Origin of the sequence: Dyadobacter sp. LHD-138 (assembly GCF_030929615.1) — a bacterium.
GTDB lineage: Bacteria > Bacteroidota > Bacteroidia > Cytophagales > Spirosomataceae > Dyadobacter.
Genome location: NZ_JAVFVU010000015.1, coordinates 52899 through 69885, shown reverse-complemented (window position 1 = coordinate 69885; position 16987 = coordinate 52899). Strand labels below are relative to the sequence as shown.

The window sequence follows — 16987 nt, the reverse complement described above, 5'->3', positions numbered from 1 at the left end:
TTTTAAAAGACATTATGAAAAAGATAATTTGCGTTTTTACACTCAGCTTATTCATAGCCGGTTGCGGGAACGATACATTAAATGTTGAGCCGAACGACCGCTATACCGAGGATTCCTTCTGGACTTCTGAATCCAATGCTATGATGGGCCTCACGGGTAGTTATGCTGTCTTGCGAAATGAGGGACTATTTGGAGGCACGGCGACACCGCTCTGGGAAGAAACTGCAACACCGAATGCTTATAATTATGACAATTCGGGAGGCTGGAATGTGATTGGTGCGGGTACACAAACCGGAACCAATTCATCGATCATCATAACCCGGTGGGACGACAGCTACCGGGGTATTGGTCGCTGCAACACGCTTTTGGCAAAAATTGATGGAGTTTCAATGGATGCCGCGTTAAAAAACAGGATGAAAGGAGAGGCCGCCTTCCTGAGGGGATTGTATTATTCGATACTGGCAACCTATTATGGCGGGGTGCCTTTGATTCTTGCTCAGCCAGATCCGGTTACTCAGTCGGCGCTGCCACGCAATACGCGGGCGGAAGTGGTGGAGCAGGTGTTGAAGGATCTGGATCAGGCAGCGGCTGTCCTGCCTGTAAAATACACGGCAGGTACAGACATTGGCAGAGCTACCAAAGGTGCGGCATTGGCTTTGAAAGCGAAAGTGCTGCTTTTTGAGGCGAGTCCACTCAACAATCCCTCGGGCGATGTGGCCAAGTGGAAACTGGCTGCCGATGCTGCCAAGGCGGTTATCGATTTGGCTGGAACTGGCTACGCGCTGTTTGCGGACTATCGCCGCCTGTTTCTTCCTGCAAATGATAACAGCGTCGAGTCCATATTTGATGTACAGTTTATGGCGCCACAGCTGGGAAGTTCATTTGACCTGGTCGGTCGCCAATATAACACGAACGCGCCCGTGCGGGATCTGGTGAACGCATACCTGATGAAAGATGGGCTACCGCAATCCCAGTCACCTTTGTACGACGCTGCCAATCCGCACAACAATCGTGATCCACGTATGTATCAGACGATTGTATACCCGGGCGATACTTTTCAGGGAGAAGTGGTAACGCCGTCCCGATTTGTGGTGACCGGATATGGGACTAAAAAATATACCATATACGACAAGGAAGCCAACAGTAACAATCTTCAGGGCGGCCGGTCGGAAATCAACTATATGGTCATGCGCTTTGCTGATGTACTGCTTACGTATGCAGAAGCACAAAATGAGGCCGTTGCCGCACCCGACGCGTCGATTTTGGAGGCTGTTAATAAAGTGCGTGTAAGAGCAGGAATGCCAAAAGTGACAGAAGGAAAGACAAAAGCTGAAATGAGGGAGATAATACGCCTGGAACGCAGAGTGGAATTTGCGGGCGAAGGCATGTACTACACGGATATCCGCAGGTGGAAAACTGCCGAGACTGTACTCAACGGGCCAATTTTTACCTATGCTGCCAAACCAATCATGACCCGTACATTCAATGCGCAAAGGGATTACTGGTGGCCAATACCCGATGTACAACGTGACAGAAACCCTAAGCTCGAACAAAATAACGGATACTAACATTGCCGTGGCAGGGCACATTGACAATGCATTTTTTATGCTGAGCCTTGTGTTTGCAGCCGACTATACTTTTGACCTCGTTTTTTGTTCAGGACTAAAACAAAATTCCGGAGCGCTGGAAGCTGGGAACGGCTTCCGGCCTTTTTTTCGGATTATACGACTAAAACTTTAAGGGAGGTTTTAGAAAATGGGTAAATCAATTGTAATAACTGCTTCTATCTTCCTTGTTACCATCATTATATCATGAAAAATACAAACCTTCATTACGTCAAAAAATTAACCTGCTCACTCGGAATCGTAGTATTGATTGCCTGTGCAGCGTTCTCACAAGCCATTACGCCGAAATCATTTCTGGTATGCGGCGACAGTAAAATTCTAATCGTGGATTACAGTAAGTCCCGTGACAGCATTCCTGAAATCGTATGGAGCTGGGACGCGCATCTGGCAAAAGATCTTCCAGAAGATTTTAGAACTAAAAAATTTAATTCCACCGATGATTGCAAAGCCATAAACAATGGAAAGCAAATATTAATATCGTCGTCGTCCGGCGCGATTGCGATCCTTAATGTACACGATAAAAAAGTGGTTTTTTATGCAGATGTGCCAAACGCTCATTCAATTGCTTTACTGCCCGGAAACAAACTGGTAGCTGCCGCTTCGACGCATGCGAATGGAAATAAGATCATGCTTTTTGATATCAGTAAACCCAACAAGCCGTTGTTTACTGACAGCCTGTATTCAGCACATGGTCTGGTTTGGAATGCCAAAAGGAAAAGCCTGTTTGCGTTGGGTTATGATGTTTTACGGGAATACAAGATAACAGATGGAAAAAGTCTTAATTTAACGGCGCATTGGAAGATTCCGGGTATAGGCGGGCATGAACTGGGCCTGACTTCGGATGACGACAACCTTTTTGTAACGGAACACCATGGCGCCTGGATTTTCAGTATGGATGACCATCAGTTCACAAAGGTCAAGGATTTTCCGGACAGTGAAAATATAAAGAGCCTGGGCCGGGATGGTTCCGGTCAGTACATTTTCACAATTCCCGAAAAAAGTTGGTGGACTTATCACGTACGTTTTCTTGCGCCAGCGCGTAGTTTTGTTTTCCCGGATTTAAAGGTTTACAAAGCCCGCTGGTTTTACCAGTAAAGTTGTTTAAACTTAAAGGTATTAACCCGACGAGACCTTGTTGAAATTTTGAAAATTATAAATTGCTCAAAATCAATATCTTGTAAATGTATGAAATTGGGTTAAATATTCTTCGGATTAATAATCCCGAAGGGATGATATTATTGTAGGAAATTGGATCAAACATTAAGGTCATAACCCTGAAAGGGTGGCATAACCATTTCAGAAATCGAATTTTTTGTTTAGTAAAATGCTCTCAATCGTCGAAATTCTAATTTCGGCTTTTGAGAGCATTTTTTGGTAAGCAATACCGCAGCAAAGTTGAACAAAACTACGCTACCTGAATATTTTTTTCATTTCTACTTAATTGGTCCTATCAATATCACGAAACGTTCCTACGGAACGAAAACCAGATCGATTTATCCCGCCGCGCGGTAGCAATGATATTGAAATTGCAAAATATCGTTCCTTTGGAACGGCTGGTGGTGTTGGCTGCAGTTAGTCGTAATATCCAGACCGCCCGGAGTTGGTTTTGGATACATTTTTGCTTCAAATTTGCGCCTTTTTTTAATGCTATAAAAATTATCTTCGGATAGCGTAGAACAAAACATCATTGCTCATTTTTCCAGGGCTCCCGGATCACCATTTGTCTGCGTTTGTGGTCAGGTACTCCTTCCGGTATTTCAGTGGAGACTGCTGCATCAGCGTGTTAAAATGCTGGCTGAAATTGGACCAGTTGTGAAACCCGCTCTCATAGCAGATTTCGGTAATGGATTTTTCCGTGGTGATGAGCAATTTGCATGCGTGGGAAATCCGTATTTCGGTCAGGAATTGAATATAATTTTTTTTGGTGTTTTTCTTGAAATAATGACTGAATGCAGACACACTTTGATTCGTAAGTGCTGCGACATCTTTCAGAAAAATTTTTCTTTGAAAATGCTGCATGGTGTATTCAAAGACTTTGTGAATCCTGTCCTGGTCTTGTTTAGAGAAGCTGACGATGGGTGACTGGGTCAGGTAGGTGATTTGATCCGAAATACTGATCTGGTGCAGGCAGTCGAGCAGGGCGGCCAGTTGCGCAAAGCCCGAAAGCGATTCGATCATACGAAGCGTTTTTCCGATTCTTTCCCTTAATGCTCCTTTCAAAGCGATGCCTTGGGAAGCATTATGAAGGGTGTTTCTGATCAGTTGCATTTCGGGCAGGCTCAAAAAACGCTCGCCAAAAATGTCTTCAGTGAACTGAACGACCACGGAACTGCCGATCATATCAAAATCTTTTTTTCTAAACCAATGCGGCAGGTTTTTGCCCAGGAGAAATACGTCACCCATCTGATACGCGCCAATGTAGTCACCAATAAAAGCGGAACCGTATCCTTTTGCCGCGATCAGCAACTCATATTCTTCGTGCTGGTGCCAGGGCGTTTCGAAGTGGGGTGTGGTATAAGTGCGTGCCACAAACGATGAGCTGCTATCGAGGGGTAGTTTCTGTATGAGCGGTTTCATCTGGTATGCTTGATATTTTTAGGATTATTTTATTCCATTTATTCAAAATAACATATAAAACTACGAAAATACCGATGGTCTGCTGCTGAAAATTACCGTTATTTTGTCTTATTACTATTTAAAGAAAATTTTAGCTATTATTCAGTATTAAGACATTTTGAAGTATGGAAACAAAACTTAGCATTACCGAAAAATCGGATTTCGAAAGAGATGGGTTCTTAATTAAGCGTAATTTTTTTAATCAGGATGAGATTGGTCTGCTTTATAACCTGGCCACTGATGACAGTGTGACGAGCCATGCATTTGACCTGAAAGATACCAACGGAAACCGGACAAAGCTGACACTCTGGTTTACGCCCGGTGATGATTCGTTCGGACTTATGTCCCGGTCGGAACGCATGGTAAAGGCCGTGGAAATGCTGCTTGGAAATGTTGGAGAAGTTTGTCATTTCCATTCAAAGGTCATGCAGAAGGAGCCTAAAAAAGGAGGAGCCTGGGAGTGGCACCAGGACTATGGTTACTGGTATAAAAATGGCTTTTTGTACCCTGAGGCCATGATTTCGGTGATGGTTGCACTTACAGATGCCACGATTGAAAACGGGTGTTTACAGGTATTGAAGGGAACCCATAAAATGCAGCGGTTTGAGCATTCATTTGTTGGCGAGCAGCAGGGAGCAGATCCGGATTTTGTGGCGGAAGCCGAAAAAAACAGCGAGCTCGTTTATGTGGAGCTGAAGGCAGGGGATACGCTTTTCTTTCACAGCAATATTCTCCACCGATCGGACGCTAATCTGTCTGATAATCCCCGATGGTCGGTTATTTCAGCGTATAATCTGTCTTTTAACAAACCTTTCAGAGAAAAAAATATGTCATGCATCGAGCCGGTAAAAATGGTTTCGGACAGTGCTTTACTGGAAAGCGGGGGCCGGTCGGTTACCCAGGCAGATTTTCTCAGTAAAGAAGCGGAAATCACTTTGCAGGATTTGAACCGCTCATAACCGATGTTTTATGCATACGAATCTTGAATATCTCCCTGTTTTTCCTGAAAATAAATCTGTCGGTATTGGTTGTGTAGGGGCTGGTTTTATCATGGCCGACTGCCAGCTGGTAGCGTATAGGAATGCAGGATTTAATCCGGTAGCCATCACGTCACGGACCTTGGCCAACAGCCAGAAAGTTGCCGAAAGGCATAAAATTGCGAAAGTATACGCGTCGTACCAGCAAATGTTTACCGACCCGGAAGTGGAGGTGGCAGACATCGCGGTACCGCCCGACGCGCAACTCACGGTCGTTAAGGAGGCCGTCAAAAACAAAAATATCAAAGCCATACTGGCCCAGAAACCCATGGGGATGAACTACCAGGAGGCTTTGGAAATTGTCCGGATCTGCGAAGATGCCGGTGTGGTATTGGGTGTAAATCAGAATATGCGCTATGACCAATCGGTACGGGCATGCAAAGACCTTATCAACAAAGGACTGCTTGGGAAACCTGTATTTGGCTCGATCGACATGCGGGCCATCCCGCATTGGACTGGCTGGCAAGCCGGTATGAACTGGCTTACTTTGCGGGTGATGAGCATTCACCACCTGGATACTTTCCGTTACTGGTTTGGCGATCCGAAAAGTGTTTATTGCAGCGTAACCCAGGACCCGCGTACGATTTCAAAATTTGCGCACGAAGACGGTATCGCCCTGTATATTCTCGAATATGAAAATGGCATGCGGGCCTCTTCCTGGGACGATGTGTGGACAGGCCCGGCACGGGAGGGCGCTGAGGAAGATATTTACATTAAATACCGTGTAGAGGGCCTTGACGGTATGGCCAAAGGAACGATCGGCTGGCCGTCTTATCCTGCGCATAGCCCTAGCACGCTGGATTTTACCTGCAAAAACATTGCCGGCTGGCAACGTCCGCGTTGGGAGGAAGTATGGTTTCCGGATGCTTTTGCCGGGCCGATGGCCCAGTTGCTGGTTGCGCTGGAACAAAATAGAGAGCCGGAGATCAGTGGCAGGGACAATCTAAAAACAATGGCCCTGGTAGACGCCTGCTACGTATCAGCAAGAGAACGCCGGGCTGTCGACATTGCAGAAATATATTCGTAAAAAAATAAACGCATTGATCTTATGGTTCAGGTTGGAATTTTTACAGGTTATTTTCCTTATGATCTCGCACAGACAGCAGCCCGGATCAGGGCGCTTCATTTCAATACCGTGCAGCTGGATGTATCTTTCAAAGACATGGATTTGTCGACCAATGCGCTGGATTCGGCAAAGGCCAGGAAAATCAGGGACACTTTCAGAAATCACAATTTGCCAATTTGCTGTATTTCAGGTTATACAAATCTCGTGCACCCCATCGCTGCAACGCGCAAGGCAAACCTGGACCATCTCAGGCAGATCATACGTCATGCCAATGAACTGGGGTCGCCCTATGTGATCAGTGAAACAGGGACTTATCATTTAGAAAGTGACTGGGTTTCAGATCCTAAAAACAAAACGGAGGAAGGTTATGCCGAATGCCTTGACGTCATTGGTGGCATTGTTGATTTTGCCCGCCAGCATGGCGTCACATTCTGTGTGGAAACGTATGTGAATAATGTGATCGGCTCTGTTGAAGAAACGCTCCGGTTATTTGCGGACATTAACCATCCGAATCTGGGTCTGTTGATGGATCCCACCAATTATTTTGAAGAACACAACATCGGGGCTATGGATTTGACGTTGAACCGGATATTTGATGCTTTGTCTGATAAAATCAGGATTGCACACGCCAAAGATGTAAAGCTGGCCGAAACCTTTGCTGGCGTGTCTATGGCTGATATCGATGGTGATGAGGCGCATGCACTTCGTGGGGTAGGCATGATCGAGTTACCGGCACCCGGACTGGGCGCTTTGAATTACGATTTATATCTTAAACGGCTGGCCAGGCAACATCCGAATATCCCGATGATCATCGAGCACCTGGAAGAAGCGGATGTGCCCAGAGCCAAGCAGTTTATTGATGAAAGATTGCTGGCCAATGGATTGTAGGTCCGGGTTGAGCCATATTAATTGTTAGGATATCCATTTGTTATGAAAAAAATAAATTCCCGTTCGCTCGCTGGTTTTGGGGCCGGAGCTATTTTGTTGGCGTTGCTCATTGGATTTGTGCCAAAAATACGACAGGGATCACCCGGGGAAGAGGAATGGGGGCATTATGGTCATGATGCTTCCAATAACAAATTTTCTCCCTTGTCGATCATCAACACAAAAAATGTCAGCCAACTAAAGCAGGTCTGGAATTACCAGGACAGCAAGGACGGGTCCAGCATTTTGTTCAATCCGCTGATCGTAAAAGGTAAAATGTTTGCCTTTATGCCAAGCGATAAGCTGGTGGCCCTTGATCCTGCAACTGGAATGCTTATTTGGGAATTTTCTCCCGACAGTACCGACGTGAGTACCTGGACAAGAGGGGTTACTTTCCATGCAGGGAAAAAGGGCAGGCCGGATGCGCTGCTTTTTGTTTTCGGTTCAACGCTTTACTCGATAAATGCCTCTACCGGTAAACTGATTAAAGATTTCGGCGATCGGGGCAGGGTCGATTTTTACACAGGGTTGGCGGTTGAGGAATCCATGAAAAAACGGGTCCATGTCACCGCCAATGCGCCGGGTGTTATTTTTGGAGATTTGTTTATCGTGGGCTGCAAGGTTCCCGACGAACTTCCGTCTACGTCTGGTGACGTACGGGCGTTTAATGTGTATACAGGAAAACTGGAATGGGTTTTTCACACCATTCCCAAGGAAGGAGAATTCGGATATACGACCTGGCCCAAACATGCAAGACAGAAAAATGGGGGTGCTAATTGCTGGGGCGGAATGGCCCTGGACGAAAAGTTAGGGATTGTTTATGTCCCAACTGCCTCGCCGTCCTTTGATTTTTACGGAGCGGACCGCGAAGGAGAAAATTTGTTTGCCAATTGTTTGCTGGCACTCGACGCAAAAACGGGCAAAAGACTCTGGCATTTTCAGACTACCCACCATGATCTGTGGGACCGTGACAATGGGTCGCCGCCGAATCTGGTGCAGGTAAAACACGACGGCAAGCTGATCGACGGTGTTGCCTTAGCGACCAAAATGGGCTATGTATTCCTGTTCGACCGGAAAACAGGCAAACCATTATTTCCAATAGACGAAGTGCCGGTGCCGACCAAAAGTGAAATGCCGGGTGAAAAACCATGGCCTACGCAGCCCATACCGACCAAGCCCGACCCATTTTCGCGCCAGGGTTTTAGACCGGAATATTTCAGCACAATAACCCCCGAGGTTACACAATTTATCAAAGACCAGATCGCCGGGAACAAATACAATACGGGTATTTACGAACCACCAGGCTTAAATGGCTCGCTGATCCTGCCTGCTGCACATGGCGGCGCCAATTGGGGAGGTGCATCCTATAATCCCAATTCCGGGGTGATGTTCGTCAATGCGGTGGATATGCCCTGGTTTCTTCAGTTGAAGGACATCAAGTCGCTGAAAAAAGATAATGAGGAAAGCGGTGAAAACCTGTTTAAAATGTATTGCAGCAGTTGCCACGGCGCGGATCAAAAGGGAACCAATTTTGGGCCGGATATTTCTTTGAAAGTGAAGGGTTATGTCAGAGAAAACCTTGCAAAATTCATCCAAAAGGGTGCGGAGCCAATGCCTTCCTTTCAGCATTTGCCGCAGCAGCAGATCGATGCGATCACGGCTTATCTGAAAGGTATTAAGGTTACAGATGCAAAAAAGACGATTGAAAGCGGAGAATCCGGCACAAAGGAACCTTACGGTTTTTCGGGCTATGAATTTTTCAAAGATCCAAACGGTGTGCCGGCCATCAAGCCTCCATTCGGTACCTTAAACGCCATTGATCTCAATTCCGGTGAAATTTTATGGCAGGTTCCGCTCGGCGTGGATAAAAAATTGGCCGCGTTAGGCATCAGAAATTCCGGACTATTCAATCGGGGCGGGGGAATTGCCACCGGAGGCGGACTTATTTTTATCGGGGCAACGGTGGATCAGATGTTTCGTGCCTTCGACCAGAAAACGGGTAAGTTACTCTGGGAAAAAGAACTGCCCGGAAATGCCACTTCCGTGCCTTCTACCTTTTCAATTGGTAAAAAACAATACATTACAGTGGCTGTGAGTCCTGATCCGGGCAAGGGCTACAAGGGCGGCTACATTACGTTTAGTTTGGACTAAAACAGATGGGTTCTTTTATGCATGTTTGAGCAATTGTCGTTCTCTTGTTTTAATATATTTATCATTTAAAATAGTAGTATTTGTGGATATATTAAAAAAGAAATAGATATTTGTTTACTTGTAAATTAAGCTTAGAAAAGTCAGTCTGATGGAGGAAGTTTTGACAAATGATGCCGAATTGCTTAAACTTTTGCGGAAAGGGGATAAGGCAGCATTTGAAGAGATCTATGACCGTTATCGAACCCGTCTTTACAGAGCCGCCCTGAGCAAAGTCAGAACCGATGAAAATGCCAAGGAAATTGTCCAGGATATTTTTCTTGATTTATGGCTCAGACGTGACCAGGTACAGATTATTGAACTGGAGCGATATTTGTACTCGGCGATTAAATATCGGGTGCTGGATTTTTTTAAAAAAGAATTCCAGCGTCAGCGCTACGTTCAATCTGTCCATTATACCCAACTGGACGAATCTTCCGACACGGAGGAGATGCTGGCTTACAACGAACTTTCCGAGTCAATAGCCTATTGTATCGCGCAGCTTCCGGAGAAAACAAAAGTGATATTTGAGTTAAACAGAATCCAGTATAAAAGTGCTGATGAGATTGCCTCGGCACTTGATATCCCGCTAAGGACCGTCGAATATCATATCACACAGGGATTGAAATCGATGCGGTATCATCTCAGAGACTATATATTAGTTTTGCTGATTCTTTTCGGTTAGAGGCAGCATCTACCCCTCATGACAATTCCAACATAATTCAAGCAAAATGCAGGTAGTTTTATAAATTTACTAAGAATTTGTAAAATCATTTGCGGTAGTTTCCCAGTTGTTCTACTTACAACTAAGGCGCCGTTATTTTTCTTTGCCATGACAAGGAGAGGCCAGGTGCGTTTCCATTGGTATAGCTTTTGAGCGTTTATCTTTGAAATATATGGATAACATAACAGGCAGTTGAAATCCTTAACATTATGATGAAACATTTACAAGGTTTCTTAAAGCTGCTGGACCGCTATCAAAAGAGCGCGGTTACGCCCGATGAGAAACGGGCGATGGATACATGGTATGGTTCAATCGATCATGCCGGCCAACAGGAAAATACGCTTGCCGAAGAGGAAGCTGGTAAGGCCATGTGGTCAGTGATAAGCAACGGGATGTCGGAAGAGCCTGAACAGGTAGATCGCAGACATATTCTCTCGGGATCTGGCAGGTTTTATTTTAATAAGTTTTATTTCCGATTGGCTGCTGCCTGTTTCCTGTTCGTGGCGGGGTTTATGTTGTATCGCTCTGCTTTTAGAGATGTGGAGATTATTTCCGGTGTCAGGAATGAAGTGATTGAAAAAATGCTTCGCGTCAACAACCCGGAATCGGTGCAAAAACAGTTTACATTATCCGATGGCAGCAGGATTACCCTTGAACCCGGTGCTGTTTTGTACTATCCTGCGCACTTTGCTTCAAATGAGCGCAGTGTTTTTTTAAAGGGGAATGTTTTCTTTGAGATTGCACATGACCGTTCAAGGCCCTTTTATGTTCACGCGGATAACATTGTTACGAGGGTTTTAGGTACAAGTTTCACGGTCAGAGAAGACCCTAAAACGAAGAGCATAGAAGTAGCCGTGATGACTGGTGTCGTGGAAGTGCAGCAAGCGGGTGATTCCGACAATTTGCAGCCTAAAAAGAACAAGGTTGTACTAACTCAGAATAAAAAAGTGACTTTTTTTGAGCAGGATGAAAAGCTGATCACAGGTCTCGTGGACGAGCCGCAAATGATCAGAAACAGGCCGGAAAAATCCGGAGAAGAACGTTTTGACTACGCAGAAATGCCTTTTCCGGCAATAATATCCATACTTGAAGACGCCTATGGTGTCAAAATTAATATAGATGAGAGACTAAGGAACTGTATCATTACGGCAGATTTATCTCAGGAAAATACACTTTTCGCGCAGCTTGAAATTCTCTGTGAGAGTATCGATGCAAGGTATGAGATCAGTAAAGATACCATCGTTATGTCGGGAAAAGGATGTGAACCAAGAAAATAATTTTTTAACCCTAAACCAATCTCAGCAGCCCATGTTGTAGAATACACTATCAGAAAATAAAAAAAAGCCGAAGATGCTGGAAACATACTTCGACTTTCTCCCTGAACGATTTACGATGTAGATCGGTAATTCATCTGGAAAATGAATAACGGGAGTTGTAAATCATCGTGTTAAGAGATCTAACAATTACAAAGCAATGAAAAAAAGACTTAAGATCATATATCCGTTACGGACAATTATGAAAGTGTCAAGTTTACAATTATTTTTAATGTTTATCACGACCGCATACGGCTATGCTTTCAATTCGGAGGCACAGGAATTGCTGACGCAAAAAGTATCGATCAAGGTTGAACAAAAGGAAATTCGGGAGGTTCTGAACCAGCTTGAATTAAACACCAATGTAAAGTTCGTATACAGTTTACAGTTATTGCCGGTCGAGCGTAAGATAACGCTCAATATTGAGAATAAGCGGCTGAGCGAAGTACTGGAAACGATGTTTTCACCTGATAATATTTCATATAAAATTATCAGAAACAAAATTGTACTTAAAAAAGTAGTTCCCGGTGTTTCTGAAATCAAGTCCATTGAGCCGGTTAACAACTTTTGGGCCAGTGAGAAAACAATCGACAGGACGGTAACCGGAACCGTGAACGATGATAGCGGAGCACCTCTCCCAGGGGTCAATATTGCGATCAAAGGCACCACAACGGGTACGTCCACGGATGGGGAAGGACGCTTTTCTTTATCAATCCCTGACGACAATGTCGTATTGGTTTTTTCTTTTGTTGGTTATACGGCTCAGGTCGTGCAGCCAGGTGTTAGAACTTCGCTTCAGGTTACGTTGAAATCGGACACAAAAGCACTGGACGAAGTCGTTGTTATCGGTTATGGTACAAGTAAACGTTCCGATTTCACGGGTTCTGTCAGTTCACTGAAACTGGAAGGGTCCGCGGTTGCATTACTCCCGAATATGAATGCGATGGAAGCATTAAAGGGAAGCCTTCCGGGATTGAACATCGGTGCTTCCAACACGGCAGGCGGGCAGCCAAGTGTGGATGTTCGCGGCCAGAATTCAATTAACGGCTCCAACGACCCCCTTATCGTATTGGACGGCGTCGTTTTCCTTGGGAACCTGGCCGATATTAATCCAAGTGATATCGCTTCTTTTGACGTGCTCAAGGATGCTACTTCGGCAGCTGCTTATGGCTCGCGTTCCGCCAATGGTGTGATTGCCATTACGACAAAAAGAGGAAAAGTTGGAAAACCCGTCATTACCCTAAATTCTTCGACCGGATTCCAGACCTGGCAAAACAGACCGGAAATGATGAAAGGCGAAGAGTGGATTAAAGTTGTAAACGCGAGAAATAAATACGCCGAGGGCTCCACCAACTGGATGAAACCGGGAGAACTGGCAAACATGGCTGCGGGCAAAGAAACCAACTGGCTTGATAAAGTGACCCGGACCGGCGTAATTCAGACATATCAGGCTGCTGTTTCGGGAGCGAGCGAGCGTGTGAGTTATTATATGTCAACGGCCTATGATAAGAATAAAGGCATTGTTGTCGGAGATGGTTTTGACAGGATTTCTTTATCGGGAAAGGTGAAAACGAATATTACCAACTGGCTTGAAGTAGGTGTAGATGCAGGGTATTCCAAGAGAACTTATACGGGAACAGACCCGCTGATACCGGTAAGGTCCAATCCGAATGAGCCCCAGCCTGATACCCGGTTTGCAGCCAATATCAATGAGGCCCAGACGATGTCGCCCTATGGTGTCATGTACCGGGATGAGCAGGGCAATCTGGAAAAGTACCCATACACCCAATCCGGTGTTAACCCTTTATGGGGTGTCAATGATGGCACGCGCAGCAATCAGGACGTACGCAGTAATTACAGGATTAATTCCAATGCCGTTGTTTCTGTTCCCTGGGTTGAAGGCCTGACTTACCGGATAAACCTGCTCTACAACAATACAAGTAATGAATCAGGGAATTTTACCAATGAACGTTATTATGTACAGGAAGGCGAGAATGCCAGCCGGTATCTTCCTTCGACGTTACAGGGTTTTCTTACCAATGCAAATGGTGTAATCAATACGTATGGCACGAAAAGCTATGTTTTTGATAACATCATCAATTACAAAAATACATTTGGTAAACATGGTATTGACTTAACATTGGTTGCTACACGCGATCATCAGCAGTATCAGCTCGTTGGCTCTTCCGGATCTAACTTCGCAGCTAACGGGAACACAACACTTGATATGTGGGGCTTACACAAGGCAACGGTTCAAAGGGTGAATCTGGATGCCAACGAACGCTCGAATATTGGTTACCTGGCTCGCGCGAGCTATGCTTTTGACGAAAAGTATTTTTTTACCGGATCTTATCGCCGTGATGGTGCATCCGTGTTTGGAGCCAATAACAAGTGGGCTAACTTTTTAGCCGCTGGCGTAGCGTGGAAAGTGACAAATGAGGAATTTCTTAAGGGCTTCACACCACTTAATAACTTAAAAGTTAAATTTTCTTATGGTCAGAATGGGAACCAGGGTATTGCTCCCTTTGCTACACTTTCTACCATTGCCAATGCTGCGAGCGGCGGTGTGAGATATGAATTTTCCAACACGCCGGGCGTTATCAACTATGGTTTATATCAAAATGCACTGGGGAATGCCGGTTTAGGGTGGGAAACAACCACTTCGTGGAACACAGGATTTGAATCGGCATGGCTGAATAACCGCATATTTCTGGATCTTGACGTTTATTATGGGAAGACAACCGACCAGATTTTCACCCGTAATATCCCAGTGATGACAGGTTTTAAAACGATCAAAACTTCAATGGGGCAGGTGAACAATACGGGCTTTGAAATTACCGTGCGGTCGGTGAATTTGAAAAGCAGAGACCTGACCTGGAACACCTCGCTGACCTTCTGGCAAAACAGGAACAAATTGGTAAAACTGTATGGTGAGGACCATGATGGCGACGGCAAAGAGGATGACGATATTGCAAACAATCTTTTTATCGGACAACCGCTTAAACCCATCTTTGGTTATGAGCAGGATGGGATCGTTCAGGCAGATGACGCTGAGTACATCGCCCTGACCGGTGCTGCACCAGGTGCCCCTAAGTACAAGGATATCGATGGCACCCCTGGAATTACCCCAACGGATAGAAAAATCCTGGGCTATTCTCAGGAAAGCTTCAGGCTGAATATGAGCAATAATGTGTCTTACAAAAACTTTGACCTTTATGTCATGATTACCGGTACGTTTGGTGGAAACAACAGGTTTTTGAAAAGTAATCAGGCAGCCTATATGACGGCTGGTACGGGACGTTTTAACGACAATATGACGTCAAAACCTTACTGGACTCCGGAAAATGCAAGTAATGAGTTTCCGTCCGCCTATTTTACAGGTGACGGACGTTTTCAGGGCCTTCAGTCGAGGAGCTTTGTACGTGTGCAGGATGTAACACTTTCATACCGTCTGAAACCGGAATGGATTTCAAAAGTAGGCATGAATTCAGCTAAATTATTCGTGAGTGCGAGAAATCTTGGCACATTTACCAACTGGATGGGCGGAGATCCTGAAACAGGCACCACAGTACGCGAGAATACTTTTCCTGTTCCATCAACCTATTCAATCGGCGCTAATATCAGTTTCTAAACACTAATTTTTATGAGAAATATATTATCTAAAAAGTCATTCTGGGGACTGATGCTGCTGATCAACATGATCGGCTGTAAATCCAGTGACGATTTTTTGAAGGAAAATCCAAACACGTTTTACACAGTTGACAATGCATTTTCTACCTCTGCCCAGGTTGATCAGGTATTGGTCGGTGCTTATTCGCAGGTCAGGGATTTATGGGCAAATCCCGGTGAGGACGGCTGGATTTTCGTATTGCGGGGAAATGGTACGGATATGTACGATGTTGCAAGCATCCGGAAATCAGCTACTTTCAATAACTATGGCCTCATTAATGCTGATAATAGCACCTTCTACAACATTTACAGTACCTATTATCAGCTGATTGCAAAAGCCAATCTTGCGCTGGAAGCAGCACAACTTCCTCATATTTCATTTTCGTCTGAGGCCGAAAAAGCGAATATCATTGCGCAGGCTAAGTTTTTCAGGGCATATGGTTACCGCAATCTGGCCGAACTTTTTGGTGGTGTTTCAATCGTGACAACCGTTTCAAAGGTTCCGCAGTATGATTTTAAAAGATCTACCCGTGTGGAAACCTATCAATTTGCGATCGATGACCTTTTGGCTGCGGAAAAGGATCTGCCTGAAACATCGGTAAGCGGCGGACGCGTGGTAAAAGGTGCAGCCCAGCATTATCTGGCGGAATTGTACCTGGCAATGGGAACACAATTAGCTGCCGATGGAAAAACATCTGAGGCACAGGCTGCTTTTGCCCAGTCTGTCACTTATGCAAGCAAGGTTATTGATAACGGAGCTTACGCGCTGATGAAAACGCGGTTCGGCGCAAGGAGCACAGAAGCGCAGGGTAATGTATACTGGGATTTGTTTCAGGAAAATAATGTAAATTATCAAAACGGAAACAAGGAGAGTATCTGGGCCTTACAGGTTGACTATGCAGCCTACCGGGCAGAAGATGGTAAATCGAAACTGCCTTATTCACGTACCTATGGCGCAGTTTTCAGAGATGGAGCCAAAGATCATTTAACAGGGACACTGGAAGATGTGGGTGGCCGTGGCATTGCGCAGATGATCCCGACGATGTATGTAAGGGATGAGATTTACGCGGATAAATATGCCGGCGATATGCGCAACTCGGAGATTGTTTTTCGCCGTGTATTTAACGGCAACGTGAAAACTTCACCCTACTTCGGAAAACCCGTTCCATGGGAAGTGTTATACAACGGAAGTCCGGATGCAACGACCAACTTGAACAACCGGAGTATTGTATATCCTATTTCATGCAAAATCGCAACCGATAAGTACACCGGTCTTGCCGACGGAGAAAATATGAGCAACCTTTTTCGCGACGATTATTTTATTCGTCTTTCTGAAACGATTCTGTTACGTGCCGAAGCGAAACAACGGAGTGGGGATAAGGCTGGAGCGGCGGCGGATGTGAACCTGTTAAGGGCCAGAGCCAATGCGACGTACATGGTAAGTGCGGCAGATATGGACGACAAATTTAATTTAATCCTGGACGAACGCGCCCGTGAACTGGTGTACGAAGAGGCCAGATGGAATACACTGCTTCGGATGGGAGGAAATATTGCCGTAGAGCGTATCAGGAAATATGCTTACTGGCCGGAAGCCAAGGCTACTTTAACTTTCGACTACAATCTTTGGCCAATTCCTCAGACCATAATCGATACCAACAAAGATGTTGTTCTGGAGCAAAATCCGGGTTGGAAGAGATAATTTGGTTAAGAAAGTTTTATGGTTAATTCCCAACCAATTGCCCGCCCATGCGCGCTGGTAATTGGTTGGGGATAACCTTTTCAATATGGTCATTTAGTTATGATTTGATTCACTAAACTCTTATTTT

The 16987-nt window shown here is 45.2% G+C and carries 11 protein-coding genes; 10 read left to right on the top strand and 1 reads right to left on the bottom strand.

Going from position 1 to position 16987, the window contains the following annotated elements; translation table 11 throughout:
- Positions 1-14 precede the first annotated feature (14 nt).
- Together RB622_RS13425 and RB622_RS13420 are read left to right on the top strand one after the other, a co-directional pair.
- A complete protein-coding gene (locus RB622_RS13425) occupies positions 15-1568 on the top strand; it encodes a RagB/SusD family nutrient uptake outer membrane protein (RefSeq protein WP_308047074.1) in 1554 nt (517 codons plus the stop codon).
- A 243-nt stretch (positions 1569-1811) separates the two neighbouring features.
- Positions 1812-2720 (top strand): DUF6528 family protein, encoded by a 909-nt coding sequence (locus tag RB622_RS13420; protein ID WP_308047073.1) that lies wholly within the window; start codon positions 1812-1814, stop codon positions 2718-2720.
- Between the two features lie 618 nt (positions 2721-3338).
- Here RB622_RS13420 and RB622_RS13415 read toward each other — a convergent pair.
- Positions 3339-4202 carry an AraC family transcriptional regulator gene (locus tag RB622_RS13415; RefSeq protein WP_308047072.1) on the bottom strand — a complete coding sequence of 288 codons (864 nt, stop codon included), beginning with the start codon at positions 4200-4202 and terminating at the stop codon, positions 3339-3341.
- 164 nt (positions 4203-4366) lie between these two features.
- Here RB622_RS13415 and RB622_RS13410 point away from each other — a divergent pair, with 164 nt between their 5' ends.
- From RB622_RS13410 to RB622_RS13375, 8 genes are all read left to right on the top strand, one after another.
- Positions 4367-5200 carry a phytanoyl-CoA dioxygenase family protein gene (locus RB622_RS13410; protein WP_308047071.1) on the top strand — a complete coding sequence of 278 codons (834 nt, stop codon included), beginning with the start codon at positions 4367-4369 and terminating at the stop codon, positions 5198-5200.
- A 10-nt stretch (positions 5201-5210) separates the two neighbouring features.
- Positions 5211-6305 carry a Gfo/Idh/MocA family oxidoreductase gene (locus RB622_RS13405; protein WP_308047070.1) on the top strand — a complete coding sequence of 365 codons (1095 nt, stop codon included), beginning with the start codon at positions 5211-5213 and terminating at the stop codon, positions 6303-6305.
- Between the two features lie 21 nt (positions 6306-6326).
- Positions 6327-7232 (top strand): sugar phosphate isomerase/epimerase, encoded by a 906-nt coding sequence (locus RB622_RS13400; RefSeq protein ID WP_308047069.1) that lies wholly within the window; start codon positions 6327-6329, stop codon positions 7230-7232.
- 42 nt (positions 7233-7274) lie between these two features.
- On the top strand, positions 7275-9419 hold the full coding sequence (locus RB622_RS13395; RefSeq protein WP_308047068.1) for a PQQ-binding-like beta-propeller repeat protein: 2145 nt from the start codon (positions 7275-7277) through the stop codon (positions 9417-9419).
- Between the two features lie 148 nt (positions 9420-9567).
- Entirely contained in the window at positions 9568-10140 is a 573-nt protein-coding gene (locus tag RB622_RS13390; protein ID WP_308047067.1) for an RNA polymerase sigma-70 factor, read from the top strand.
- Between the two features lie 248 nt (positions 10141-10388).
- A complete protein-coding gene (locus RB622_RS13385) occupies positions 10389-11456 on the top strand; it encodes a FecR family protein (RefSeq protein WP_308047066.1) in 1068 nt (355 codons plus the stop codon).
- Positions 11457-11652: 196 nt separating this feature from the next.
- On the top strand, positions 11653-15123 hold the full coding sequence (locus RB622_RS13380; protein ID WP_308047065.1) for a TonB-dependent receptor: 3471 nt from the start codon (positions 11653-11655) through the stop codon (positions 15121-15123).
- 12 nt (positions 15124-15135) lie between these two features.
- On the top strand, positions 15136-16860 hold the full coding sequence (locus RB622_RS13375; protein WP_308047064.1) for a RagB/SusD family nutrient uptake outer membrane protein: 1725 nt from the start codon (positions 15136-15138) through the stop codon (positions 16858-16860).
- The last annotated feature ends 127 nt before the right edge of the window (positions 16861-16987 follow it).